General features: G+C 61.8%; 32 protein-coding genes and 1 pseudogene. 17 read left to right on the top strand and 16 right to left on the bottom strand.

The features are described 5' to 3' along the window. Positions 1-19 precede the first annotated feature (19 nt). The 11 genes from FHG09_RS05065 (at position 20) to FHG09_RS05015 (ending at position 11,513) form a co-directional block, all read left to right on the top strand. Positions 20-556: a hypothetical protein gene (locus FHG09_RS05065; protein ID WP_152346599.1), complete on the top strand. Its 537-nt coding sequence runs from the start codon at positions 20-22 to the stop codon at positions 554-556. Further along, positions 556-924, top strand: coding sequence for a hypothetical protein (locus tag FHG09_RS05060; protein ID WP_152346598.1), 369 nt, complete (start codon positions 556-558; stop codon positions 922-924). The genes FHG09_RS05065 and FHG09_RS05060 overlap by 1 nt, the downstream gene beginning before the upstream one ends. Beyond that, complete coding sequence (locus FHG09_RS05055) at positions 917-1,207, top strand: hypothetical protein (protein WP_152346597.1); 291 nt, start codon at positions 917-919, stop codon at positions 1,205-1,207. Before FHG09_RS05060 ends, FHG09_RS05055 begins: the two co-directional genes overlap by 8 nt. Then, complete coding sequence (locus FHG09_RS05050) at positions 1,204-1,746, top strand: hypothetical protein (protein ID WP_152346596.1); 543 nt, start codon at positions 1,204-1,206, stop codon at positions 1,744-1,746. Before FHG09_RS05055 ends, FHG09_RS05050 begins: the two co-directional genes overlap by 4 nt. Position 1,747: 1 nt before the next feature. Beyond that, the gene (locus FHG09_RS05045) at positions 1,748-2,308 is read left to right on the top strand and encodes a hypothetical protein (protein WP_152346595.1); all 561 of its coding nucleotides are present in this window, start codon (positions 1,748-1,750) and stop codon (positions 2,306-2,308) included. A gap of 110 nt (positions 2,309-2,418) precedes the next feature. Next, the gene (locus FHG09_RS05040) at positions 2,419-2,742 is read left to right on the top strand and encodes a phage tail assembly protein (RefSeq protein ID WP_152346594.1); all 324 of its coding nucleotides are present in this window, start codon (positions 2,419-2,421) and stop codon (positions 2,740-2,742) included. A gap of 50 nt (positions 2,743-2,792) precedes the next feature. Beyond that, on the top strand, positions 2,793-3,167 hold the full coding sequence (locus FHG09_RS05035; protein WP_152346593.1) for a hypothetical protein: 375 nt from the start codon (positions 2,793-2,795) through the stop codon (positions 3,165-3,167). 10 nt (positions 3,168-3,177) lie between these two features. Continuing rightward, a complete protein-coding gene (locus tag FHG09_RS05030; RefSeq protein ID WP_152346592.1) occupies positions 3,178-8,172 on the top strand; it encodes a hypothetical protein in 4,995 nt (1,664 codons plus the stop codon). Next, entirely contained in the window at positions 8,159-9,022 is an 864-nt protein-coding gene (locus tag FHG09_RS05025) for a hypothetical protein (protein ID WP_152346591.1), read from the top strand. Before FHG09_RS05030 ends, FHG09_RS05025 begins: the two co-directional genes overlap by 14 nt. 200 nt (positions 9,023-9,222) lie before the next feature. Beyond that, positions 9,223-10,125, top strand: a complete 903-nt coding sequence (locus tag FHG09_RS05020) for a hypothetical protein (protein ID WP_152346590.1) — start codon at positions 9,223-9,225, stop codon at positions 10,123-10,125. Further along, on the top strand, positions 10,122-11,513 hold the full coding sequence (locus tag FHG09_RS05015; protein WP_152346589.1) for a hypothetical protein: 1,392 nt from the start codon (positions 10,122-10,124) through the stop codon (positions 11,511-11,513). Before FHG09_RS05020 ends, FHG09_RS05015 begins: the two co-directional genes overlap by 4 nt. 16 nt (positions 11,514-11,529) lie before the next feature. On the opposite strand, the gene FHG09_RS05010 is transcribed toward FHG09_RS05015, so the two are convergent. Beyond that, complete coding sequence (locus FHG09_RS05010) at positions 11,530-11,859, bottom strand: hypothetical protein (RefSeq protein WP_152346588.1); 330 nt, start codon at positions 11,857-11,859, stop codon at positions 11,530-11,532. Positions 11,860-11,865: 6 nt separating this feature from the next. On the opposite strand from FHG09_RS05010, the gene FHG09_RS05005 reads away from it, so the two are divergent. From FHG09_RS05005 to FHG09_RS04980, 6 genes are all read left to right on the top strand, one after another. Beyond that, positions 11,866-15,813, top strand: a complete 3,948-nt coding sequence (locus FHG09_RS05005) for a hypothetical protein (protein WP_152346587.1) — start codon at positions 11,866-11,868, stop codon at positions 15,811-15,813. A gap of 72 nt (positions 15,814-15,885) precedes the next feature. Then, positions 15,886-16,086, top strand: coding sequence for a hypothetical protein (locus tag FHG09_RS05000; RefSeq protein ID WP_152346586.1), 201 nt, complete (start codon positions 15,886-15,888; stop codon positions 16,084-16,086). Positions 16,087-16,148: 62 nt separating this feature from the next. Then, positions 16,149-16,517, top strand: a complete 369-nt coding sequence (locus FHG09_RS04995; RefSeq protein ID WP_152346585.1) for a hypothetical protein — start codon at positions 16,149-16,151, stop codon at positions 16,515-16,517. Then, positions 16,517-16,948, top strand: a complete 432-nt coding sequence (locus tag FHG09_RS04990) for a hypothetical protein (RefSeq protein WP_152346584.1) — start codon at positions 16,517-16,519, stop codon at positions 16,946-16,948. The genes FHG09_RS04995 and FHG09_RS04990 overlap by 1 nt, the downstream gene beginning before the upstream one ends. Positions 16,949-17,014: 66 nt before the next feature. Beyond that, positions 17,015-17,338 carry a hypothetical protein gene (locus FHG09_RS04985; protein WP_152346583.1) on the top strand — a complete coding sequence of 108 codons (324 nt, stop codon included), beginning with the start codon at positions 17,015-17,017 and terminating at the stop codon, positions 17,336-17,338. Between the two features lie 2 nt (positions 17,339-17,340). Next, positions 17,341-18,357, top strand: a complete 1,017-nt coding sequence (locus tag FHG09_RS04980) for a peptidoglycan-binding protein (protein ID WP_152346582.1) — start codon at positions 17,341-17,343, stop codon at positions 18,355-18,357. A gap of 106 nt (positions 18,358-18,463) precedes the next feature. On the opposite strand, the gene FHG09_RS04975 is transcribed toward FHG09_RS04980, so the two are convergent. The 15 genes and pseudogenes from FHG09_RS04975 to FHG09_RS04910 form a co-directional block, all read right to left on the bottom strand. Further along, positions 18,464-18,646, bottom strand: coding sequence for a hypothetical protein (locus FHG09_RS04975; RefSeq protein ID WP_152346581.1), 183 nt, complete (start codon positions 18,644-18,646; stop codon positions 18,464-18,466). Next, positions 18,643-18,897, bottom strand: a complete 255-nt coding sequence (locus FHG09_RS04970; RefSeq protein WP_227492551.1) for a glutaredoxin domain-containing protein — start codon at positions 18,895-18,897, stop codon at positions 18,643-18,645. The genes FHG09_RS04975 and FHG09_RS04970 overlap by 4 nt, the downstream gene beginning before the upstream one ends. 11 nt (positions 18,898-18,908) lie before the next feature. Beyond that, a complete protein-coding gene (locus FHG09_RS04965) occupies positions 18,909-19,466 on the bottom strand; it encodes a sigma-70 family RNA polymerase sigma factor (RefSeq protein WP_152346579.1) in 558 nt (185 codons plus the stop codon). Positions 19,467-19,474: 8 nt separating this feature from the next. Continuing rightward, the gene (locus FHG09_RS04960; RefSeq protein ID WP_193627275.1) at positions 19,475-20,626 is read right to left on the bottom strand and encodes a metallophosphoesterase; all 1,152 of its coding nucleotides are present in this window, start codon (positions 20,624-20,626) and stop codon (positions 19,475-19,477) included. Further along, a complete protein-coding gene (locus FHG09_RS04955) occupies positions 20,623-20,814 on the bottom strand; it encodes a hypothetical protein (RefSeq protein WP_152346577.1) in 192 nt (63 codons plus the stop codon). Before FHG09_RS04955 ends, FHG09_RS04960 begins: the two co-directional genes overlap by 4 nt. Before the next feature lie 44 nt (positions 20,815-20,858). Then, positions 20,859-21,068 carry a hypothetical protein gene (locus FHG09_RS04950; RefSeq protein ID WP_152346576.1) on the bottom strand — a complete coding sequence of 70 codons (210 nt, stop codon included), beginning with the start codon at positions 21,066-21,068 and terminating at the stop codon, positions 20,859-20,861. Next, positions 21,069-21,728, bottom strand: coding sequence for a toprim domain-containing protein (locus tag FHG09_RS19950; protein WP_227492550.1), 660 nt, complete (start codon positions 21,726-21,728; stop codon positions 21,069-21,071). It abuts the gene before it with no gap. 13 nt (positions 21,729-21,741) lie between these two features. After that, a pseudogene (locus FHG09_RS20325) lies at positions 21,742-21,975 on the bottom strand (CHC2 zinc finger domain-containing protein); the annotation flags it as partial. Next, the gene (locus tag FHG09_RS04940; protein ID WP_152346574.1) at positions 21,975-22,283 is read right to left on the bottom strand and encodes a DUF3310 domain-containing protein; all 309 of its coding nucleotides are present in this window, start codon (positions 22,281-22,283) and stop codon (positions 21,975-21,977) included. The pseudogene FHG09_RS20325 and the gene FHG09_RS04940, both read right to left, overlap by 1 nt. Further along, complete coding sequence (locus FHG09_RS04935; protein WP_152346573.1) at positions 22,276-22,743, bottom strand: hypothetical protein; 468 nt, start codon at positions 22,741-22,743, stop codon at positions 22,276-22,278. The genes FHG09_RS04940 and FHG09_RS04935 overlap by 8 nt, the downstream gene beginning before the upstream one ends. Positions 22,744-23,020: 277 nt before the next feature. Continuing rightward, positions 23,021-23,383: a hypothetical protein gene (locus FHG09_RS04930; RefSeq protein ID WP_152346572.1), complete on the bottom strand. Its 363-nt coding sequence runs from the start codon at positions 23,381-23,383 to the stop codon at positions 23,021-23,023. Next, positions 23,380-23,622 (bottom strand): hypothetical protein, encoded by a 243-nt coding sequence (locus tag FHG09_RS04925; protein ID WP_152346571.1) that lies wholly within the window; start codon positions 23,620-23,622, stop codon positions 23,380-23,382. The genes FHG09_RS04930 and FHG09_RS04925 overlap by 4 nt, the downstream gene beginning before the upstream one ends. Further along, a complete protein-coding gene (locus FHG09_RS04920) occupies positions 23,619-24,101 on the bottom strand; it encodes an endonuclease VII domain-containing protein (protein ID WP_152346570.1) in 483 nt (160 codons plus the stop codon). The genes FHG09_RS04925 and FHG09_RS04920 overlap by 4 nt, the downstream gene beginning before the upstream one ends. Before the next feature lie 131 nt (positions 24,102-24,232). Continuing rightward, positions 24,233-24,478 carry a hypothetical protein gene (locus FHG09_RS04915; RefSeq protein WP_152346569.1) on the bottom strand — a complete coding sequence of 82 codons (246 nt, stop codon included), beginning with the start codon at positions 24,476-24,478 and terminating at the stop codon, positions 24,233-24,235. Beyond that, positions 24,475-24,807: a hypothetical protein gene (locus FHG09_RS04910; RefSeq protein WP_152346568.1), complete on the bottom strand. Its 333-nt coding sequence runs from the start codon at positions 24,805-24,807 to the stop codon at positions 24,475-24,477. Before FHG09_RS04910 ends, FHG09_RS04915 begins: the two co-directional genes overlap by 4 nt. Between the last annotated feature and the right edge of the window lie 13 nt (positions 24,808-24,820).

The following is a 24,820-nucleotide window of genomic DNA, read 5'->3' as shown; positions in this document are numbered from 1 at the left end:
CTCTAGTGGCAGGAGCTACATGAATCCAGAACCCCTTTCAAGGGTGGAGGATGTTGCCGCTAAGACGGGTGAGCTGATCGAGTCCGAGCAGGATGTCGCTCTCGCCAACGCCATGATCGAAGCTGCCTCCGCGCAGGTTCGACTCTACGGGCAGGCGTGGCCGACCAAGGCCGACGCCCCGCACATTGCTCTGGTGATCACCACCGCAGCAGCCGCTCGCGGCTACCTGAACCCATCAGGCTATTCGATGGAGCGGTCAGACTCCGTGACCCTGCAGCGTGCAGACATGTATGCCGCGGACGTGGAGCTGACCCCCAATGAGAAGTCGATGCTCAGGCAGGCCGCGGGCGGCGTGTCGACCGTCTCGTCGATCCCGATCACCCTCGGTCAGGAACGCTTCGTTCCTCGATCGAAGGGGCGTGGTCGTTCCCCTTTCGGGTTCGCTCGTCGTCAGCAGGAATCCGCCGTGGCCGTTAATGACGGCAACGAGACTCCCTTCCAGTTCTTCTCCGAAGAGGACCCCCAGTGGGGGACTCCGATGGAAGGGGGTAGCTGATGGCGAGATCACGCCTTGTCGATAGAGGCAGTGAGGAAGTCACGATCATCCCGAGCCGCCTGGTACACGACTCCGACGATAACCCGATCAGGGTCGCCGGCACCGAGTCATACACCAGGCGCGTGACGGTGGCTGAGGATCGGCAGTCAGACGCCGAGCTCCCCGGCCAGGTGTCGAACAAGATCGTTCGACTCACCCTGAGAGACGCCCCGGGGCTGGACTCCTATGCGGAGGTCTGGTTCCGAGGTGAGCAGTGGGACCTGGCGAATCCACCTCACTTCTCGAACGGCGTCTCGCGTGCAATCAAGCACGTCGAGATCTCGCTGCGCTCGAGGAACAAGATGCCGCGAGGAGTGGTCGATGGTTAACATCCAGTGGTACTACGCCCGGACTGGCCCCGGCCAGGTGGCCGAGATCGCGTCCTACACGGTCCCGGTCGACGCCAAGCTCTCCGCGGAAGCGCATCGCATCGCTGCGAACGCCAGGGCAATCCTCAGCTCAGAGCCGAAGATCCGAACCGGCGCCTCCCAGGTCAAGGTCGAGAAGCACGATCTCGACTACCACGTCCTCCTGGACGACAGTGCAGGCGAGGGCAAGGGCGGCGCAGCCGGTATCGAGATGCGCTTCGGCGTACTGGGGAGGTCCGTGTGACCGACCAGCTTTATCCCGCATTCGGCCCAGTCCATCGGCTGGGCCTTGGCATTGTCCGCGACTGGTTCGCCGGCGTTAAGGATGAGGGTCGCCCCGTCACTATCGGCTCGAGGATCCCTTCGGATCTCAGCGAGAAGATGCCGTTCGTCATGGTCCGCGCAGACCGCCGCTCCGGCATGGAGTCGGCGATGTCCCGCGATGAGCGATTCCTCAAGGCCACGAAGATCTCGGTCGAGACATTCACCACCGGACTCAACGCAGAGAACGACGGCTACGACATTCAGGAGTCGATCCGGCTTGCCTTCTGGCAGGCATGGCGCGAGCAGAAGGTCGTCGATGACGCGGGAAGCATCTCGCGGATCGTGGCCTCCACTGAGGCCGCGCTCGTCTCCGACTACGCAACCTCCACCGGCGTCGTTCAGTACGCCTCCCTCCCGAAGGGTGCAGCCAGGACCGAGGCAATCTACCAGGTCCTCGTCCGTCCGCCTGCTCAGGCAACCCTCACGAACCCCTTCATACCCCAGATAGCTAGGAGCTAGTTTGGCACTCAACAATGATGCAGTCGTCAAGGTATCGACTGCCCACTTCTTCACCGCCCCTGTCGGAACTCCGCTGCCCACCGGCGGCGTCGTCAACACTCCGTGGGAAGAGATGGGCCACACCCCCGTCTCTGACATTCTCTCGATCACCTTCGAGGGTGGCGAAGCCACCACGCTGGGATCCCTCCAGAACTCGGAGCTTCGCACCGCTCGCTCGCCGCGCACGGCGACGATGAACATGTCGCTTCTGCAGTGGGATACCCCCGGCAAGAAGCTGTTCCTCGGCGCGAACGCGATGGTCGACTCGGAAGGTCGCGTGGGTCCGGCTGCGAACCCGACCCCCACCGAAACCGCGGTCTACATCCTCGTTGAGGATGGCGACAACTACATGGATCTGGTGCTGCCGAAGGCCGAGATCATCGGCTCCGGCGACCTCTCCCTGGCTGACACCGAATCGCTTGCGGCCCTGCCGCTGGCGATCACGCCTCTGCGCAAGGACGAGAGCACCGCTCCGTTCTACGTCGGTGACATGAAGCCGAAGGCTGAGCCCGAAGAGGGCTGATCCTCGGGCCTGACGGCCCCTAATACCTCCCCCGCCTCTGTTCATTGGGTCTTTCAGAGGCGGGGGACTCCACCCCACAAAGACCCGGATACACAAGGAGAAGACCCAACATGAAACTTTCAGACGCACAGGCAGCAGCCGACAAGAAGTACGCCCCTCTCGGTGTCGAGCTCGACGATCGCACCGTCGTGATGCGAACCCCCGTTCGCCTCTCCAAGGATGAGCGGAAGAAGCTCGTGGCCGCAACGAAGGCCGAGGATGCGGACGATCCGATCGACACGATCGAGGCCGCGTTCCGCGTTGTCATCTCCAAGAAGGACGATGCCGACGCCCTGATCAAGGCCATCGGCGGCGACCTCGGAGTCGCCCTCGAAATCTTCAAGGCTTTCAGCGAGGAGTCGCAGCTGGGGGAAGCCTCCAGCTCGGAGAACTAATAGACGAACATGCCGGGGAGCTGTATGCCGATTTCCATTCAGAGTATGGATTGAATCTCATTGAGATCATCGCTGATTGGGATGAACCCGAGTCCAAGGATGGACCGGGGAGGTACTACAGCCCCCGGCTTTTGTTGTCTCTAATCTCCGAGCTCTCGCTCGATTCACGGTTCGCCGCGGCCAAGCGGCCAGGCGATTACCACGAGTGGCGCATGTGGGCGTCCCGCACTTTCCAGGCTCAGATGCTCGCCGGCCTCTTCAACTGGCAGCAGATCCACGCGATCGGAGCGCTCAACTGGGGCGACAAGCCGCCAGAGTTCCAGCCCATGCTCGATCCGAGCAACGCGGCGAAGGAGCCTGAGAAGCCAGAAGAGATGTCGCTGTCTGAAATCTCCCAAAGAATCGCCGCCCAATGGCGGGGGTAGGTAGGCATATGTGGCACTAAAACTTATCGGCGCCGTAGGCGTCAAGGTCAGGCCGGAGGCCGAGGACTTCAGAGATGAGGCCGAGCGTCAGCTCAAGCGCCAGCTGAAGGACGGCTATGACATCCCGGCCGAGATCAAGCCCGAGCTGAATCGGGAAAAGCTCAAGCAGGAGCTTGAGAAGCACAAGCAGCAGATGCGTCGTGACCTCGAAGGCATGACGAAGAATCTGCAGATCGACATCCCCGAGGTCCAGTCGGGGAAGTTCACCCAGTCCACGCAGAAGATCCTCAAGGAACACAAGAGGGTCAACGACGAGCTGCAGAAGATCACCGAGAAGTCGGTGGAGGAGCGGCTCAAGGCTGAAGCCAGGTTCTACGACACGTCCTTCGAGTCGACCTCCGGCCTGAAGGGCCGTCGTGCGATTGTCGCTGCGGCTGAGGAGTTCCGCAAGGCCGCGGAGCAGGTCTCCCGGGCGTGGGAGAACACTGACCGCGCAGCGGCCAGCTCTATTCGCAAGTACGTCGCCATGCTGAATCAGGCCAGGGATGCCCTCGGCCAGGTGCATGATCGCAACAAGGTCATCGAGAACGCGAACTTCGAGAAGCCTGCAAAGGCTTTGCGCCAGCTCGCCCATGAGGGCGATCAGGTCAGCTCGATCTACGAGTCGGTGTCCAAGGCCGTCCGCGAGGTCGGCATCAATGGCGCAGCCAAGAAGCTCAACATCGACACGAACCTGATCAAGGCGTGGAAGGATGTTCAGCTCTTCCGTCATGAGTGGGACAAGATCCCGCCCGAGCAGCGCAAGGCGCTGGCGGTCAAGCTGCAGCTGGAAGACAACGATGTTCTCGAGGAGCAGGAGAACCGCTTCCAGGACTTCGTTTCGCAGCTGGGCAACCTGACCACCCATGAGCTGCAGAGCGCCCTGGAGCACGCCGTCTCCGACCGGCACATGGGCGCTGTTGAGCGCGAGATGGATCGCCGCCTCGAGTCACTCGCTAGGCGAATCTCCGGCTGGGAGAAGAAGAACAGCGTCGAGGTCGAAGCGAAGATCGACAACGATCGCATCGACGTGCAGCTGCGGAAGATGAAGAAGGCGTTCGCCGAGGCCGGCAAGCAGTCGGGCGTCCAGCTGAAGGATGCTCTGAAGACTGGCATCAACGACGCCTTCGACTCCACCACCGGCCTGATGATCGGTCACTCTCGCGAGCAGATTGAAGCTGCCGGCAAGGAGATCGAGCAGCGTCTCCGAGAGATCGGCGCTCGGCAGTCCGGGTGGATCACGAAGAACTTCGAGGGCGTCCTCCAGGAGACGGAGAACAAGCACATCGACGCCACCTCCCGTAACTGGGAGCGTGCCGTCAGTGACGCCGCCAAGGCGTCTGCGGTGCAGCTGAAGAAGATCATCCAGACCGGCGTGAACGAGACGTTCGATGAAGTAACCGGTGAGATGGTCGGCTACACCCGCGAGCAGTTCCAGGCTGCGGAGGAAGAGCTCGAGCGGCGAATGGATCGCGTTAAGCGATTGCAGGCCGGGTGGGAGACCACCACCGACGCGGCCACACGGCAGCGTCTGGACAATGAGCGCATCGAGCGTGATTATCAGCTGCATGTGCAGGCTCTCGAGAAGATGGCGCAGAACCGGCAGGACCTGGAGCGGGAGTCCGCGGAGGCTCGCATCGCGCTTCACAAGAGCGAGATGGATCAGATCCGCAAGGACTCCGAGAACCTGTGGGGCGGTCTGAATTACGGAGTGAAGCAGAGCATCGCAGATGTTCGCCGGCAGATTCGATCGCTGGACGGCAAGAACGTCCTCGGGTTCAACCTGGACCTGGACAACTTCCGGGATCGGATCAACAAGGTCAAGTCCATGTTCAACCGAGCGGTCGATGACATGGATGACACCGAGGTCGACATCAAGCCAGTGCTTGATGAGTCGGCACACCGGATCGCCTGGGTGCGGCTGAAGACCCTCGCTCGCGATCGCATCGCGACGATCTACGTCCATGTCAACGGTGCATCGAAGCGTCTCGCAGAGAACACGCTGAAGTCGATCTACGGCATGTCCGGCCTCCGGTCGGGTGCTGACCTGATCAAGAACTTCGGTCGTTACATGCGGGATCTCGACAAGCACATCCCAGCTCTCGGAATGATCGGCACCGCAGCAGTCGGTGCAGTCAGCGGCGTTGCCGCCCTGGTCGGATCCGTGGCCCACCTGGCGAACGAACTCGTTCGCATGTCCGGCGCCGCCCTGGCGCTGCCCGGAATCCTGGGCGGATTCGCCGTCGGTATCGGTGTGATGTTCGTGGCCCTGAAGGACTTCGGCCGGCAGATGCCTGAGATCACCAGCGACCTGTCTGATCTGGCTCGAGAGATCGAGTCGAACTTCTGGCAGGAAGCCCGGGTTCCGATGCTCGACGCATGGAACAAGGCGTTCCCTCACTTCAAGCGTGGCGTCGAGGAGACCTCGACCTCGCTGGGCAAGTGGACTGCCGCCTTCTCGAAGGCGTTCGGTCAGCACTTCGACATGGGCGCGTTCGACAAGATGTTCGGCAACCTGAACAAGTCGATCGACATCGCATCCCTTGGCCTGGATGACTTCGTGAAGTCGATGTCCATCCTCGGACAGACCGGCTCCGAGTATCTTCCGCGCCTGGCCCAGTGGGCCAACGAGGTGAATGCCAGCTTCGCCGGCTGGCTCGAGAACGCGCAGAAGACCGGCCAGCTCAACGAGATCATCGACACCGGCATCCAGAAGGTGAAGGAGTTCGGTGTCATCGTCCGCGAGGCCGGCGAGTTCATCTACCTCCTCGGCTCGGCCGCGGAGCGTGCAGGCTTCTCCGGCCTGGGCGAGATGGCGAACGGGATGGAGCGCTTCAATGAAGCACTCAAGACCGCGGAGGGGCAGGAAGTTCTCGATGACATCTTCGAGGGCGCGGCCAAGATCTCTGACGGCTTCAAGCGTGCGCTCGGCGCCGTAGGCGACTTCGTATGGAACAGCTCGGACCTGCTGAACGATCTCTCCGGGATCGTCGGCGATATGGTCGGCGACACCTTCGAGGACTTCTTCAAGGCATTCGAGCGCCCCGACTTCCAGAACGGTCTGCGCGATTTCTTCCAGGGATTCAGCGATGGCGTAGGGGAGATCAGTGCTCGCGCACCCGAGATCTCCGACCTGCTCGGTTCGGTCGGCACCCTCGCGGGTGCCGTGGCAGAGAACATGGGCAAGGTCATCGGCAAGCTGGTGGAAACGTTCGGCCCGGAAATCTCTGATGCGCTGAGCGACATTGCACCCGACTTGGAGAAGGTCGGGGACTCGATCTCGTCGATGATGGACCATCTCGACAACGCCGGGTTCGACGACTTCGTGGGTGACATCATCCGCCTGGCCGGCGCCAACCTGGCTGTCATTGCGGATGATCTCGACGGTATCGCTATGGGCATGGAGGCTATCTCCAAGTTCAACGAAGGCGACTTCGAGGGACTGGACAAGCTCAACAAGGAGGCCAGCGACAAGGCCGGCAAGCGCGTTGAGGAAGATCGAGTCACCGGGCTTGAGGGTGTCCCCGTCATCGGCGGCTTCTTTAGCTGGCTGAACGACATTGGCGGATGGATCGCTGATGCGATCGTGAACGTCGGCGGGTGGATCGGCAGGCTGAACGTCGGCATCTGGGAGGCCATCTCCAGCGTCGACTGGGGTGGCATGTGGGATGGCGCGATGGACGGCATCTCCTCGGCCTGGAATGGCTTCATCGGCTGGCTGCAGGGCCTGTTCAACTTCGACGGCAACTTCGCCCTCGATGACTGGTGGCCCAGCATCGTGGCCTGGTGGAACGAGCAGGTCGCAGAGATTGCCGACATGTTCAACGGCGCGATGGACTGGATCGGTAGCACCTGGGAGTCGTTCACGAACTGGCTGTCCGACCTCTTCTCCGGCAACAGCGCCTCCGGCGACCTGGCCGAGAATCAGGGGACTACCTCGATATTCGACAGCTTCGGCATCGACGGCTGGGGAGACCAGCTCGGCGAGAAGCTGGAAGCAGCTAAGACGTGGATCTTCGAGAAGTGGGAGGGCTTCAAGTCCTGGCTCGGTGGCCTCTTCGGAGGCGGCGATGGTGAGAGCAAGTTCGAGATTGTCATGGACATCATCATGGGCGCGATCGACAACGCCTCCGGCGTGATCAGTGGCGTCGTGAACTATGCACGCGACTGGGTTGCGAATAAGTGGCAGGGCGTCCTTACCGCGCTCGACAATGCCCGCACCACCATCTCGCGAGTGAAGGACCAGGCCCTGAACTGGGCCCGAGGCAAGTACCAGGGTGTCCTGACTGCCCTTGATAATGCTCGCACGACAATCAATCGGGTCAAGGATCAGGCGCTGAACTGGGCGCGTGGCAAGTACCGCGGAATCCTGACGGCCCTGGACAACGCCAAGGGCACGATCGCGTCAGCGAAGGGCAAGGCTCAGGACTTCGCTCGAGGCAAGTACAACGGTGTGCTTCGCGCACTGGACTACGCCTCCGACATCGTTTCCGGAGTCCAGCGGAAGATCAACGCCCTCAAGGGCAAGACCGTGAACATCGTGACGAACCTGGTCACGAAGGTCAAGAAGATCTTCTCGGCTGACGGCAACTTCATGCCCGAGGTGAAGAAGTTCGCTGACGGCGGCATCGAGAAGCACATCGCGCAGATCGCCCCGGCAGGGGCCATGCGCGTGTGGGCCGAGCCCGAGACCGGGGGAGAGGCGTACATCCCTCTCGCCAAGTCGAAGCGCACCCGCTCAGAGCAGATCCTCGCCACGGTCGCAGACAAGTTCGGTATGCGCCTCGAGCGCTACGCGAACGGGTCCGACCCCAGCGGAAGCCGCCAGATCAACTCCGCATCTGGCGATACCTACAACATCGAAATGAACAACGTGCCGATGAATCACAGCGAAGAGGTTGCCTCGGAGCTCATGTTCAACCTGAAGCACCTGAAGAGAGGAGGTGGGGCTGGTGCCTTCGCTTGAGAAGCTTGAGGTCGGTGGCCTCACCTTCAAGGACTTCACGAACTTCTGGGTACGTGAGTTCGAGATGGGGCCCGAGACCGTTGAGACCAGCGACCTTGAGAACCCGGCCTACGACGACACCTACCTCGGTGTCGACTTCCATCGGGCCCCGACATGGACCTTCGAGTTCGTGATCGAGGGCAAGACGGAGGGTGAAGTGCTGGACAATCTGGACCGTGTGAAAGCGGTCTGGAGGAATCCGGCCTACACGAAGAAGGCCGGCACCCCCGCCGAGCTCTACTACACCATCGCCGGCAGGCGGCGGCTCGTCTACGGACGGCCCCGCCGGTTCGCGGTGTCGAATATCCAGACAGCGCAGCAGGGATTCCTGACCGTGCTTGCCGAGTTCAAGCTCTCGGATCCGCTCAACTATGAGGGGACCTGGGAAACGAACCGGCTGGATGCGGTGCCACCGGATACTCGTGGTCTCGAGGAGTACCTGACCGAGGACACGCTCACCACCGAGGTGGGCGGAACAAGGCAGGGTCAGCTCGGAGTCATTGCAGGAACGGCGCCAACGCCGTTCAAGGTAACGATCTACGGGCCGATGACGAACCCCGGCTTCACGATCGCCGGCAGGCGATACCAGTTCAACATGACACTGGCAGCAGGTCAGCGCCTCGAGATTGATTCCCGTCTGGGAACGGTCAGGCGCAACGGGACGACGAACATGATCCACACCATGCAGTCCCCGACCCCGATCAAGAACATCCGACTCACTCCCGGCAAGGCCGTTGAGGTGTCGTTCTTCGGGGTGGATCCCACGCTGACTGCCTACGCGGTGTTCGCGTACCGACCGGCTCGCTACTGAGCCAACCCACCTGAGAGAGGGAGGTCCTTCGGGGCCTCCCTTTTCTCTGCCCGAAAACTTTATAGGAGAACGAATTGGCCCTTGATCCAGTCCCCTGGTTCGTAGGCTCAGGCGCTCGTCATAGCGCCGCTGCGGCCCGAAACCTGGCATGGAATGCCACTGGCGGTAAGACGGGAATTGCCACGCCTACAAGCCTCCAGGTGCGCCAGCTCAGCACCGCAGGCGGTGCCGTGCAGATCATGCCTGGCGGTGGCATCATCGAGTCCACCTATGCCGGCGCCCTGCAGCAGTCCTACACGGTGCGAAATGCGTCAGCGACAACGCTGACAATCCCGGCGAACACCACCACGTCAACGCGACGGCTTCACGTCACCTGCGAGATCAACGATCCGACCTACGCAGGATCCCAGCCTCCGAGCAAGGAGGAGGGCCCCTACGTCAAGTTCGTAGCCCGCACCACCCGGCAGTCGACACACCCTGAGCTGTATCTCGGGTACATCGACCAGCCGGCCAACTCCACTGTCGTGACCTCGGCCATGATCAAGGATCGCCGTGAGGTTGCCAACCCGAAGCGCGAGACATGGACGTTCGCCCGCCCCCGCGTTGCCGATGACAGCTCGAATCAGAACAACCTGAACGGCCGCGAGGCTAACGGCGGGGAGTACTTCCCCGGCGGCGCCGGGTACTCCAACGAAGCCACCCTCACCGTCCCGAAGTGGGCCGTCTCGGTGATCATCGAGGCCGACTGGATGGCGGTCGGCTACGCCGGTGGCGAGAACGTTCTCGGCCGGTTCTGGATTGAGTACGGCGACGAATACAAGAATCACACCTGGCCGAACAAGCGGCAGTGGGAGTACGCCACCCAGGAGTTCCGATTCAACGCCCCGACCGCCGGCAACGATATGCGAACGAACTGGCGGCTGATGGATACCCGGCAGATCGCGAAGAAGCTCCGCGGCAAGGACGTGACGTTCGCCTTCAAGGGCGCAATCACGGCCACCTCGCCCACGAACTCGGTCTACATGGACTCACTCTCCGGCCTTGGCCTGAAAGTCACCTTCCTCGAAGAGAAGGCTGACTGGGAGGAGTTCAACGAAACGTGAGAGTTCAGAACCTCGCCTACTGGATGAATGGCGATGGTACTGAAGTCCTCATGGACCCGGACCTGCCCCTGCAGGATCTCAAGGTCACTCGGGAGATGAACGGGATAGGGAGGCTCACCGCCTCCCTTCCCCCCGAGTACGGGACTCTCACCGCCTTCGCCAATCGCCCGGTCATCAAGGACTGGGCCACCTCTCTTTACGTCGAGATCGACGGCGATCTCTTCGACGGATTCATTGTCGTGGAGACCGCGGACGATAACGACAAACTCACCATCGACGCTGTGGGCTTCCTCGGCTACGGCGCCGATCAGCCTTGGCCCGACAAGGGCCGCGTCTACTCGGTCGGCAACTGGCCTCTCAACTCTGTCATCGGCACCCTGTGGCTCGAGCTGCAGAAGGCCCCTGGCGCGAACATCAACCTCAAGGTCAACCACGCGAGCAGCGCGGGGGAGTCGAGGCAGTGGCCGCGTGTTGGCAATCCCGTCTGGGATCTCCTGCCAGTCCCGGTTCACCCCGGCAACAAGCCGGTCAACCGCAACGGCAAGCAGCCGAAGTCCCCGTCGTATCCGACCCGCCCCACGAAGGGCACGGAGAAGGCGAAGAAGAAGGAATGGGCTCGCCGGCTGAAGAAGTACGAGCAGGACAAGAAGGACTACGCCGCAGCGCAGAAGGCGTGGCGTGCTGCTGAGGATAAGTTCCGCAAGCTCGAGCGCGAGTGGGAGACCCGCAAGAACAAGTGGGAGACCGACACGAAGGAGCGTCGGAAGCAGATCGACGATGCGCGGATCAAGTTCAACTACTGGTCCACGCACGACATTCTGCAGGCGTTCCAGGATCTCGCGAAGGAGCATGAGTTCTCCTACCGCGTGGATCACACGCGCAGGGGGAACACCTTCACCCACACGCTCTTCGTGCGACCGGGGCGCCTCGGCGTCCGGCATACCGGCCTGTCGCTAATTGAAGGCGAGAACGTCTACTCGATCCCGAAGGTCACGCAGCAGGGGGAGGACCGCCTCACCTCGGCTCGGATCCTCGGTGCTGGTGACGGCTCGAAGATGAAGTACTACCAGGCATCACGCGCCGCCGGCGGTGCTGCTGGTCTTCGTCGAGCAAAGGTGTTCGCCGACAAGACGCTGACTCGCAACTCGCAGATGTCGGCCCGAGCCAAATCCATGCTCGCCCTCTACAACGACCCGATCGAGGTCGAAGAGTTCACGGTCATCGACCACGACCTCCTGCCTATGCGTCAGTTCGACGTAGGCGATGAGGTCTTCCTCCAGACATTCGCCCGTAGGGGCGGCAACTTCAAACGCTGGGTCACTATCACATCCCTCACCGTCGAGCCCGAGAAGGGCACGGTGTCGATGAAGGTGGTCCCCGTAGAATAGGAGACTTCCTTTGTCCTCAATTAAGAGGCTTGCACAGGAGATCAACGGCCTCCGGCGCCTTGCGCTGGGCCACGCTACAAGCCCCCAGCTTGCCAACGCCTCTGTTGATGGCGGGGATCTTGAGATCCGTGATGGTGACGGCAACCGGGTCGGCGGTATCGGCATCGGTGATGATGGCGGATTCGTCATCGACTACTCGGGAGGCCCGAAGCCTCCCCGGCCCAGGGCGCCCAAGGTGTCGGCTGATGCCGGCCTGCTCCGCGTCGAGTGGGATGGCGGGTTCGAGCCCAGCGAGGGTGAAGAAGAACCCCTGATCACCGCGGACCTGGACCTCGTTGAGATCCATGCGTCGATGGACGAGAACTTCGTCCCCGATCGCGTCCAGTCATTCGGCGGGGCATACGCCTCGCTGGATGGCGGGTCCCATGTCATCGGCCCCCTCACCGAGACCGGCACCTACTACGTCCGACTCGTCGCCAGGTCGAAGGCCGGCAAGTTCTCCGAGCCCTCCGCAATGGCTGAGCAGATGCTCGCGATTGCCAATGTCGATGAGGCGCTGACGGATGCGTGGATCACCGGCACGACCGCCGCGATCACAGCGGACGGGAAGAACGGGATCTGGCGCGGGTCTGAGGCTCCTGAGCCTGACCCCGATGTGCCGTTCAAGGACGGCGACATCTGGTTCGAGATGAACGAGGATGGCGAATCCATCCCGAACATCTTCGACGAATCCACCGGCACCTGGGTGTCGAACCGTGACGCCCGACAGTCCGCCATTGAGCGCGTGCAGGAAGAGCTGCGCCAGGATCTCGATGCCGTCATCACTGACGGCTCGGGCACGAAGAACTTCTTCCGCCCGACAGCCCCGACTGCCGACGAGGCATCTGAGGGCGACCTCTGGTTTGACTCGTCCGCGGACGGGAAGAACATGCCGCACGTCTTCCAGGATGGGGCTTGGGTGTCCGCTGCAGACCAGCGTGTCGGGGCCATTGAGCAGGCGCAGGACGGGCTGGTCCAGGACCTGGCTGACGCCGACGAACGACTCGACGATGCGTTCGGTGAACTCTCCTCGATCCCCGGCAAGATCAGCGAAGCCAAGAACGGCGCGATCGACGCAGCTGCAGCCGATGCCACGGCCAAGGCCAACGCCGCCCAGCAGGCGGCTGAGGCGAAGGCGGCTGCAGCACAGCAGAAGGCAGACATTGCCGACGACAAGGTGCAGGCGCTGCTGGCGGCTGGAAACAGCATCATCCCCAACGGCGACTTCGAGAACCCCAGCCCGCACATCTGGCCGAACACTACGTACCAGGCCGACGTTGCGGTTGTTGAGGCGCCTCACGCTCGCTCGGGTACGCGCGTCATGCGGATGGGCACCGACACCGCTAACCGATACCCGCTGACAGACTGGCGCGACTCGGCAGCTGGCAGGGTCTACTACGCCGAGGTGTGGGTCTACGGCAACGACGAAGATCCTACGTACCGCGGTCGGGTGTCGTTCTACGCTCAGTCAGAACTCGCTGACGGCTCGACCACCGGATACTACGGGGAGGATCTTGACGGCAAAGGGGCGTATTTCTACCAGGACAGCCTGGTGCAGGGCCAGTGGAACAAGGTATCCGCCTACATAACCACTCCAGTAGGTACTCTGCGAGTGAGGGTGGCTCCGCATGTGCTCCGCAACGAGACCCCGTATGACTTTGATGACTTCAAAGTAATTGACGTAACCGACTCGATGGCGGCATTGCGCGAAGCCAAGGCCGCGCAGGCTGAGGCTGAGGCCGCTCACTCCGCGGCAGGGGATGCGCAGAATGCCGCGGTGGCGGCAATGAATGCTGCGAACGGATTGTCGAAGGTGCTCCACGGCACCACAGGGCCCTCTGGCACGGCGCCCGATGGGTCTGTCTGGTTCCAGCATGACAGCTCTTTGTCCGGCCCTGTCACTGGACAGTGGAGCCGGGTGAGCGGGGCCTGGAAGCGCACCGAGATCTCCTCGGAAGCTATCGCCAACCTCGACGTAGGAAAGCTGACAGCGGGGTCGGCTGAAATCGCCGACCTCGTGGCTCAGAAGATCTTCGCCGAGGCCGTCGTCGCCAAGACCTCGACAGCAGAGGCGTTTATCGGCGAGAACGCGATCCTATCGGGGGCAGTCACTGCCGCCAAGATGCGAGCCGGCACGATTACCGCCGAGTCCGGAATCATCGGGTCGATCAATGCCGGCGCGATCACGGTCGGTGAGATGGACGGTGCCCGGATCAAGGCGCAGTCGATCTATTCCGACAAGTTGCTTATCGGCAAGCAGAAGAGCATTCTGCCGTTCTCCGTATCAACCATTGAGCCTCACAGGGTCCTCAACGGCTTTACAGCCGGGCCGACCACCGACGGTGACGTGGGTGATTGCATCTTGCTTCGCGGGGGCGGTTCTGCTGGCACCGCGCTTCAGTCGGCCATCTATTTCCGTCATTCGCAGAGTGAGGAGATTTCTCCGGCGACTCCGGGCGGTTCATACACATTCACCGTCACAATGGGAGTCGGGGGAACCCTCTCTGGCGTCGGGAATGCCCGTCTGGTGCTCCGCTGGTACGACAGCTCTGGCGCGTACATCTCCGGCAGCGCGGTCTCTGGCGACTACTTCAGCCCCCGCAGCTACACCGGAGTCGAGGCGTTTAGTCTCACATCAAAAGCCCCGGACAATGCGTATGGCTTCCAGGCTCTACTTCAGCAGCAGGGTGGCCTTAGCGGTGGTTCATACTTCCTCAAGGATGTTCGGGTCGAGGAGCAGGTCGGGGCAACCCTCATCGAGGGCGGTGCTATCACCACCGAGCACATCCGCGCCGGGGCTATCACCGCCGAGTCCGGCATCGTCGGATCCCTGAACGCCAACGTCATCAGCGTCGGCAAGATCATGGGCAATCAGCTCGATGCCGATGCGATCAACGGCAAGACGATCACCGGTGCGACGATCCGCACCGCCTCCAGCGGCTCTCGAGTCGAGCTCACCCATAACGGGCTGAAGCAGTACAACAGCCTCGGAGCCACGATCGTCGACATGACCGCCGGGTCGTTCACCCTGCAGGGCGGATCCATCACCGGCTCGACGATCAAGACAGCGAACTCTGGTTCGCGTGTGGAGATTACGACGCAGGGGTTGAAGCAGTACAACGCGAGCAACGAAGTCATTGCTGAGATGATTGCCGGTTCGATGGTGATGCGCGGTGTTCTCGAACAGGAGAACTCGATCGCGAAGATGCAGGTGGGGCCCGTGTGGGGCGACAGTGCCACCACCTCGCCAGGCATCTATTGGGACAATATTGCAGGTCATAGCTCCGGCGCCGCCCTGGGCGTCGTAACCAACGGCACCGACACTGTGATAGCGCTGCAGGGGCCCAGCAAGGTGTCCGGCAGCAATGGTTCGCTGCTCAACCTCTTCGACAATCGCGTGTACATGAGGGCCAGGGAGGGCGGCAACTACCTGGACATCAAGTCGGGGAGTGCGAAGCTCCGGGGCGAGTCCTCGTCGACTCGCTATGTCTACCTGGATATGGACTCCGCTGCCGGGAAGGGGGCGCATATTAATCGCTCGACGAGCACCAACGGCGGGTCCTGGCTGTCGATGTACGACGACCAGAACATCTTCACCTGGTCGCACCCCACCAACTCGGGCAGTGCGTACCTGAGACTCGAGGATCGAACCATCAACCTCCGCGCCTACGACAGCAACAGTAGCCTCGTGGGCGGTCTGTGGATGGATCCGACCGAGACCATCCTGTCCGGCTTCAAGCGGCAGACCGAGATCTGGGGCGGCGATGGGGCGCGGATGCTCTGGACGAAGACCTCAAATGGCCCCCGAATCCAGTCGAGCACGATCTACAACGTCACCTCCACCTCCGGCTCGGTTATGAGGATCAACGGCGAAGGGACCCTGTATCGCGAAGCGTCCTCGCTTCGATACAAGACCGACGTGGAGGATGCGCCGCTGCTCAGCAGCGTCCTTGATGTCCAGCCCCGGACGTGGATTGACAAGGCCGATGTCGCGTCAGCCCAGACTCTCAGCGAGTTCCGCGAAGAGGTGCCCATCGGGCCGGCGCCACGCGAGGTTGGGGGAGCTACCAGCGAGCCCGCGCGTCACTTCGGCGCCATCGCCGAGGAGGTTGACGAGCTCGGCCTCACGCACCTTGTGGAGTACGACGCATTCGGTCGACCCGACAGCCTCCACTACGAGCGCTTCGGCGTAGCCCTTATCCCGATCGTTCGTGAGCTGCGCGACCGCATCGAGGAGCTTGAGGCTCAGGTCGCAGCCTGACAATCACCACCCCAACGGGGCCCTGGCAATCAGCCGGGGCCCCTTCTGCATTCACAACGAAAGAAGACTCACATGGAACAGAACACCGATCAGTCCAAAGTCCTCGCAGCTCTCTACCAGGAGAACCTGACCGAGAACATCCAGCTCAAGGAAGAGCGCGTCATGCAGCGGCTGCGCATCGAAGAGCTTGAGGCGAAGGTTGCCGAGCTTGAAGCCAATCAGAAGTGCGAGAGCTGCCCTGTCGCCCAGGAGGGCGAGGTCGTATCCCAGTGATCCCGAAGAGGATAGCCAACAAGCTTGACGGGTTCAGGGGTGCATTCCTCCTGATCCTGTCCGTGCCGTGGATGGCTGTCGGGGCGAGCTACGTGTTCATCTCGACGCCAACTCGATCAGCTGCATTCTCGTTCCTGCCCGAACTCCTCAACGAGAACGAGCTGGGATGGGTCTGGGTTCTTGCCGGACTGTTCCTGCTCTTCTGCGCATGGCGCGGACAGAGGCACCCGAAGTTCACGACCATCGGATTCCTTGTCGCGATCGCACCGCCCGCCCTGTGGGCGAGCCTGTTCCTCATCGCGTTCTTCACTGTACTGCCCACGGCGATCGTCTCCGTGGTTATGTACGGCACCTTCGTCGCCCTGATCTTCTTCTGCTCAGGCTGGCCCAATCCAAGGCATCGCAGCCGCGATGCGCCAGGGGGTAGCTGATGGAAGCACTGATCCAGCCGGCCCTGTCTCTGCTCGGCGTGATCATCACGGCCGTAGTTACCTGGCTCGTTTCAAGGCGATCGACCCGGGTGCAGAACGAGCAGCAGAAGGAGCAGAACGAACTCGGGCTCGTGGATCGGTACAGGTCAGAGATTGATCGCATCGACGAGAAGCTGGACGAGCAGTCAGAGGACATCTCTCGCCTGACGCGCGAGAACATCGAGCGCACTACCGAAGTCCTGAACCTGCGCGAAGAGATGGCAAAGGTTCGCCGCGACCACCTGGCCGAGACGGCCAAGCTCGAAGCCACCCTCTTCTCGTTCCGGGGCTACATCGCCTCGGTGCTCGAGTGGATCAATCGCCGCTTCGAGGCGGGCGAGCTTGATACCGAAGCAGACGTTCCCGAGCCTCCCCCTGAGTACCGACTGTAACAACCCAACCCCACGAACCCCTGGCGCATCGGCGCCAGGGGTTCTCCCTATTCACAAGGAGAAACCTTGGTCAAGAACATTTCCGGCAAGACCGGAGCAACCGGTGCGATCGGCACCGCATCTGGCGTGGGCCTCGCCCCGCTCATCGTCTGGGCCCTGGCCCTGTTCGGCATCGACATGGATGCTGCAACCGCGGCTGTCCTCGGTGGCCTTCTGGGCAACATCGCCACCTTCCTCGTCGCATGGCTCATGCCGGCCAAGTCCGGCACCTATGTGCAGACCGAGGAGCCTGTCGAGGAGGACATGTACGACCCGGCCGTGGAGGCCGGCATCGAGGACGACCCCGAGATCCCGGACCCGAATGAGTTCGACCTGGCTGAGGTGGTCTGAGCATGGCTACCTCTCAGAACGGATACCGCGCCAACGACCGATCGCTGATCGCGTCCTACGAAATCCCTGGCGGCAAGGTCGCCCTCCGCAAGGGCGATGTCGCAACAGTCCTTGTGTATTTCGCGAAGCGATTCCACTCCGAGGTCGAGCCCCTGAAGTGGCCCGGCAACTGGGGGTACGCCGAGCGGACGATCCGCGGCAACTCGACCACCTTGTCGAACCACGCCTCGGGCACCGCCCTCGACCTCAATGCTCCGCAGCACCCCCTCGGCAAGGTCGGCACCTTCTCCTCGAAGCAGGTTGCTGCCATCAACCGAATCCTCGCGGATTGCGATGGCGTCCTTCGTCACGGCAAGAACTACTCCGGCCGCAAGGACGAGATGCATGTCGAGATCGACAAGGGCACGGCCGCGGTTGCGGCCCTCGCTGACAAGATTCGCGCAGGCAAGAAGCCCGGCCCGAGTGGCGGTGCCACCTCGAGCGGTGGTGGCGGATCCCCTTGGACTGCCGTGAGCGGCAAGACCCCGACTGTCCGACAGGGCAACAAGGGTGAGCCTGTCAAGCGGATTCAGAAGGCCGTCGGCGTCAAGGTTGATGGCTACTTCGGCGCTGCCACAAAGGCAGCGGTCATGGACTTCCAGCGGAAGTACAAGCTCGGTGTCGACGGCATCGTCGGCAGCAAGACCTGGGCGAAGATCAACGCCGGCAAGAAGGTGAAGGCGAAGAAGCCTCGCAAGTCGCAGAAGGCCCCGAAGTTCCCGCTGAAGAAGGGGCACTGGTACGGGGTTGAGTCGCGCAACGCGAAGAACCACTCCGGCCATTACGCCAAGGATCGCGCTGGCATCAAGAAGCTGCAGAAGCAGCTGAAGAAGCGCGGCTGGACCATCGCCGTTGATGGCCGGTTCGGCGCGAAGACGAAGAGCATCGTCGTCGCGTTCCAGAAGGAAAAGGGCCTGAAGCCCGACGGCCTCGTTGGCCTCAAGACCTGGAAGAAGATCTGGGAATCCCCAGTCACCTGATGACATATTAGCATTCGTGCATATGTCAGAGACAAAAAAAGAAGCCCCCTCGAGGGCGCCAAGGCGTAATGCCAAGGTGCTCCCGAGGGGGCCTTTTGTGTTTGTGCTACAGGATCGGCGTGGAGGTAACGGGCCGGTGCCCGTCCCTGATCATGTGATGAAGGAATGCCTCATAGCCGAGCGGCGCCAGCGCCATGCGAGCGTACTCGATGAGCAGCGCGTTCTCCTGGCAGAGCTCGTAGAAGATGATGCCGGCGCGGATCTGCTTGGCGTAGCGTGCTTTGATCAAGCTGCATCATCTCCCCGCAGGTCGTTGATGAGGTCGGGCCGGAAGCCGGCCCACCTGATCTGACCGCCCGAGGCATAGTCGACCTGGACGATAGGAGCAGACAACAAGTTCTCGGACTTGATCTCGTCAAGCCACTCGTCGGGCTGCTCGTAGATCTCCTTCTCGACATAAGTAAAGCCCTTGTTTCCAAGGGCCTTCTTCGTCATGGTGCATTGGGTGCAGGCTGGTTTGCTGAAGACTGTGATGGTCAATGGATCTCCGATCAGGCGTATGCCGGGTAGGCCAGCTCTTCGCTGGCGGTGTCGATGTCGAGTTCTGAGCGGGATGCTCCGCGGTTGAGGATCATGCTGATCTTGTCGATGGCGCGTTCGATGCGGCTGGTCTCGAGCGTGGTGAAGTGCGGTCGAGTGTCCGGGTTCACCGCAAATCGCTGGTGAAGGACGCGGCGTTCATCGTCATTCAATTCCCCGAGTGCTCGTGACACGTCAATGCGGCCCTCGATGTCAGGGCAATCCTCCGAGTCAACCCACACGGCATCCTCGAGGATGGTGCGAACGACGGCGGGGGAGTAGACGAACGCTCCACGGAACTGCATGTAGTCGATGCGCTCGTCTCGGGCGACCTTAACCCCCTGCTTCTTGATGAGGTCGACGATCGCACCCTCGGGGTAGTCGCGGTGGGCGACGTGCTCAAGGTAAAAGACCCAGAGCTCTTGCTCCAGGTCTTCGGGATCCATCACGTCGGTGGCCTGCTTTTTCGCGACGTTCTTGATGACGCTGCTCAACTTGGCGTTGTCGATAGCCGGGTATTCGTGTTCCAATTCTTTCCTTACTGAACGAGGGTGATGACTCGAGGAGCCCCGCTGGGCTCGACTTCGAGGTAGACGGCGCCGGGGTTGCCGACCTGGCCGGTCTTGTTCCTCCACCAGTCGCTGCGCTGCTCGAGCGCCGGGACCTGCAGGAAGTACCGATCCGATTCGGTGTCGATGAACAGGTGATGGCGGTGCCCGGCCAGGAGCCAGTCGGCATCGTGTCCGGTCTGGCCGCTGAAGGACTGCCCCTGCCACCATGCGTAGTGCTTGCCGGTGCGCCACTGATGGCCGTGAGCCATGAGGAATCCGACGCCGCCGACCGTTGCGGCGATGGCGAGCTCTGATTCCTTCGGGTACAGGAACGTCACATCATCCCGGCCTGCGAGGTTGAAGGCTTCCTCGACAGCGCGGAGGCTGTCGACAGCGAACGAGTCGTGCGGCTTCGAGTTGACGGGGGAGCGGTACGTCTCGTCGTGATTGCCAGGCACCGAGGCGACGGTCACGACCGCGCCGGCATCGGCGAAGCGTGCGATCGTCTGCGTCATCAGGTGTCGCAGAACCCGCAGCTGCTCGGTGAGAGTCAGGTCGTTGTTGCCGATGTTCTTCCCGCCCTGGGAGACGACGCCCTCGATGCAGTCACCGAGGAATGCGATCAGCACCTCCTCGGAGTCAGCGTCGGACTCAGACCAGCGCTTGACGCCAGCCTCGAGGGATGACATGTAGCGGCGGACGATCCCTTCGGATCCGTCCCCGTCTCCCTTGCCGAGCTGCAGGTCTCCGACCGCGAAGACTGCCGGCCCGTACTTGCCGGTGCTCTCGTCGGGCAGGCCACCGCGGAAGTATCCGCTGATCACATCGACCAGCTCGTCGATGTCGGCGTGGTCCACCTCGTCAGTCTTCTCTCTGAAGCTGAACTTGTAGGATCGGAAGGTCTCGATGCCCTCGCGCGTCTGAGCATCCCAGGTGGAGAACCGGAAGTTCGATACCTCGAACCGGCTCGGATCCAGCCCTGCGTCCCGCAGGGTCTCATTGGGGTCATACTCGGCGTCAGCCAGGAGCGGCTTCGAGGTGGCCTCGCCACCGGTGCCGTCGAACTCGAGGCCGGCACGCCAGTTCTTGGGTGGGTTTGGGATTGCTCCCTGGTTCAGTATGTTCTGAAGGTTGCTCACAGGATCCCCCGTCGCTTGCGGTACTTGGTCATGGTGTCCACGGATGGGACCTTGCCGGCGTCACGGACGGCGGCGTCTGTCGCCAGTGCGGCGACCAACTGTGCGCTGGGGAACTGTGATGAGTTGAGGGCGGACTCGAATGCGTCTCGGTCTTCGCTGCCCAGCAGGTCGAGCGCCTGCTCGACCATCGAGCGAGTGTCCTCTGGCTCCGACAAGATATTCTGCAACTCGCTCAAACGTTGACCTCTTCCATGTAGCTGACTTCACTCGCCGCGAACGGCGCAACCTGTCCGTAGCGGGGATGCCCGCCCTCGGTGATGATGCAGAGGATTGTCCACCCAACAGAGAAGACATCCGGGTAGTTCGTCTCGATGACCTCACCCTCCACGTATTCGTCGCGGCCCAGCCGCAATGTGACGGCATCGCCGTTCTTCAGGTACATCTAAACTCCAATCAGGCCCCGCAGTTCTGCGGCGCCGTGTTTCAAAAAGAATCCGTTCGTGTCGCCGCCATCTGGCACGACAATGACTTTGGGGTTGGGCACTGCCCTCGCTACTTCTTCGGCGAACCTCTCGCCGACGCCGACCTCGGCGTCATCCTTCGCCTCGTCCTTGTCCGCGAGGATGTAGACCCTCCCGAACCCGGCGAAGATGTTCTTGTAGTACGGCTTCCACGACTTCACGCCAGGGACTCCGACAGCGGGGATCCCGCACTGGATCAGAGTCATGGCGTCGACCTCGCCCTCGACGATCACGATGTAATCGCTGGGGTTCGCCAGCGTCGTGGTAGCAAAGAGCCGGGTCGGATGACCCGGCAGTGTTCGGTACTTCGGAGCGGTGTCTGGCATCTCCGGGCCGCGCCTGAAGCGCAGGTCCACGTAGTTCTGCCACCACTCGGTGGTGCTGGTGGGGGTTATGTAGGGGATGGAGAGGTAGCCCGCGAGGTGCCCGTACTCATCATCCGATTCGCTTACGACGCCGAGCTTGAACTGCTCGATCGTTTCGAGGCTTAGCCCGCGTTCCTCGTTGAGATATGCGAAGGCTGGTCCGTCTTGGTTCTCGAGTAGTTCTCGATGGAACCGAATCGCCGACGAAGCCAACATTCTCTTCGATCCATTGCTTGGCACCAACAAAGTCGACTCCTTCCTGCCGCATGACTATGGCGTATCCGTCGCCCGATGCTTCGCATCCGAAGCACTTGAAGTACTGCTTGTCGACATCGACAGATGCCGAGGGCCTTTGCTCGTCGTGGAATGGGCAGAGCACCTTGACCCTGCCCGCTGCCGGCTCGATGCCGTCGAGCCCGTAGTGCTCGAGGATCGGCCAGATGGGTGGCTTCTCGTCGCTCATCAGGACCAGCCTGATCCTTCTGTCATTGCCTTGTCGCTGAAGTTGTTGATCGTGATGCTCCCCGCCTTGATGTCTGCGCCGGTGATCACGAGCCCGTCGCTCTTCTTCTCCAGCTCCTCGACCAATCGGTTCATGTAGAACTGAGCTTTCTTGGCATCCTGCAGGGCGCTGTCCTTGCGGCCCAGGCGGGACAGGTACTTCACAACCTGCCCGTCGAGGTAGCCGAGATCCCAGTCGATGATCACGTCGATCGGTTCGTGGTCACGGCCATCCGCGTAGTGTGCGGGGTGGTTGATGATGTCAGTCATTCGATTCTCCAATTGTGTTCGGTGGGTAGAGGCCGATGAGTTGACTCGCCTCGGCTCGCTTCGCCCGATCCCTGACTGCCTTGATCGCGGCGACCTTCACATCCCTAGTTGTTGGGTACTCGCCCTCAAACCTGATCCTCTGCACCCAGCGGGTGCGGGATACGGGCTGGCGCAGGTAGCGAACCTCGCGACGGGCCTTCTTCCTCCCGTACCAGGTACGGCCGATCGGCACATGCCGGACCTGGGTAGTGGAGGACTCGTGCCGTACTGCGCTTGGGTAGTCCTGCAGCCAGTCCTCTTCCCAGTCGGACCACTCAGGCTTGCGCTCGGGCCCGAGGATGCTGACGTACCAGCCCTCACTGCGATCTAGGGTGAAGCCCGGGCTCTCTTCAACCTGCCAGACCTCGCCCTCGGGAAGTTCAGGCAACCCTGTTGTCGTGTCAATGATGATGCTGCTCACTTATTCAGGTCCTTTTCGCTGTAAACATCCGGTCCGTAACCCGCTGCCTCAAACTCCGCAACGACCTCGCGTAGCGTCGTGACGCAGCGAACCCTTGTCTCGTCCAGGCTCAGGGCTGGCCCCACCTTTGATGCCGCATAGAGCACACGCCCGCCGAGTCGAGTGCTTGCGATGGCTACGTCGCAGCGGTATGCCTCGTCGTGATGCACCCCGAGCTGGTAGAGGGGCCAGGCGGGAAGGTCGGGGTCATTGGGCTCAACCCAATCTCTGTCGAACATCAGATTCCCCCCAGACTCTTCGGTGGATACTCACCCAGCAGTCGAGCTTCGGCGTCCTTGAGTTCGAGGTCCCGCTGGAAATCTCGATACACCGCACACGCCACGCGCTTCACGTTCGCGTCAGTGAGTTCGCTGAACGATCGGTGATACCTCGTGGACTTCTTCTTGTTGACGATCAGCACCTGGTAGCCGCGAGTGAGATAGTCATAGCCCCACCGGTCGTACTTCGTGTAGGTGGCCTTCTCGACCTTCCAGGTGTAGCCGTCCGGCAACACCGGCAGGCCGGTGTCCTTGTCGTACTCGATGCCCGACTCGGCCTTCTTGGCCGGCGCCGGCTCAGTCTTCTTCCTGCTGAAGATCACTGACCCTCCTCGAGTTTCGCGAACTCGGCAAGCTCGATCACCAGCTGTCGAGCCGATGGCGTGAGATCGCGCTCAATGAAGCACAGCTGCAGGTCATCCCTGAATCTGCTCGTGACCTTCGAGAGTCCAGCCGCGAGGCCGTTCAATAACGCAGCCTGGGTAATGGATCCTGCCAGTGCATAGTCGGCGCCGATCTCGTAGGCGTACCTGTCGTTGGCGGTAGTGATGCGTTCGCTCATGATTTCTTCCTCCGTGTCCGCCGCTTCCGCGGCTTGCTCTTCTCGGCATCCGTGCCGTGGATAGGTGCGACCCGCTCACCGATGACCTGCTGCGCAGGTGGTGATTGCAGATACGCAATCGCACGCTCGAAGTACTCGATCTCGTCTCGGGCATTGCCGAGGGTGTGCTTGTTGCAGCGGGTGCAGAGCAACCCGCGAACGAGTCCGTTGGCGTGGTCGTGGTCGACGCTCAATCGCTTCGCCGCGCCAGTGGCGCGTTGGCAGATGTAGCAGCGACCGCCCTGGGCCTTGTAGATCTCCCAGTACTCCTCGGCGGTGATGCCGTAGGTCTCTTCGATGCGCTTGGCCCATGCGCCTTCCGAGGTCTGGCGCCGCCGCGCTCGATGGTGCGTTGCGCAGCGGGGCCCCGGGTGCGGGGCCGGCCTCTTTGTCTCGACGCCTTCTTCCAGGCAGTCCTTGCAGCGTTTAGCGACGGCCACGCGGTCCTCTCATCAGAACGAAGAACCCGACAAGCAGGGCGATCCCTGCGATGAATGTCACGCTCATAGGAGCACCAGGAACAGGACGAGCATGGCGATGAACCATACGAAGATGAAGCTGTCGTTCATGCTCAGGCCCCCGCAATCAGTACGCCGAGGCTGATGCCAGCCCACAACGAAGCGAGCGGTCCAGCTGCCAGGAACAGGACGCCGAGGACGTGTAGCGCCCCGGCGCCGAAGGCTTTCGCCTTCTTGACCTTGGCCGGCTTGGCGAGGTGGTTGCCGTAGCCGATGAAGAAGAAGCCGAGCAGCGACGTGAGTGCTGCGCCGGCGATGATCGTGAGCAGTCCCACGACGATTGCTGTTGCGAGTGTCACTTGGTTGCCTCCTTGATGGCCTGCTTGATGTCGCGTTCCGCCGTAACCCTGTCGTCGGAAGACATGAAGTGGGAGCCCTTCGCGAACTCCTTGTATGCACGGATCAGCTCGTCCTTTGATCCGACCGACAACTCGGATGTCGAGTCGACCCAATCCATTGGGGAGTTGCACGAGCACCCTGAGTCTTCGATCCAGTAGAAGATGCGAGCCTCGGGGTCGTACCAGGCTCCGAAGAAGTCCCACTCATATCCGCCGTCCATGTAGGAGAAGACTTCAGTGGCACCGGCGACCGTGCGGTCGCCCCATTCGCTCTTAATGATTTCGGCCAATGCGTTCCCTTTC

Source organism: Brevibacterium sp. CFH 10365, assembly GCF_009299785.1.
In the GTDB taxonomy this organism is placed as follows: Bacteria; Actinomycetota; Actinomycetes; order Actinomycetales; family Brevibacteriaceae; genus Brevibacterium; species Brevibacterium limosum.
Note: the sequence above shows the minus strand (reverse complement) of the source record. Positions and strands in the feature narration are given on the sequence as shown.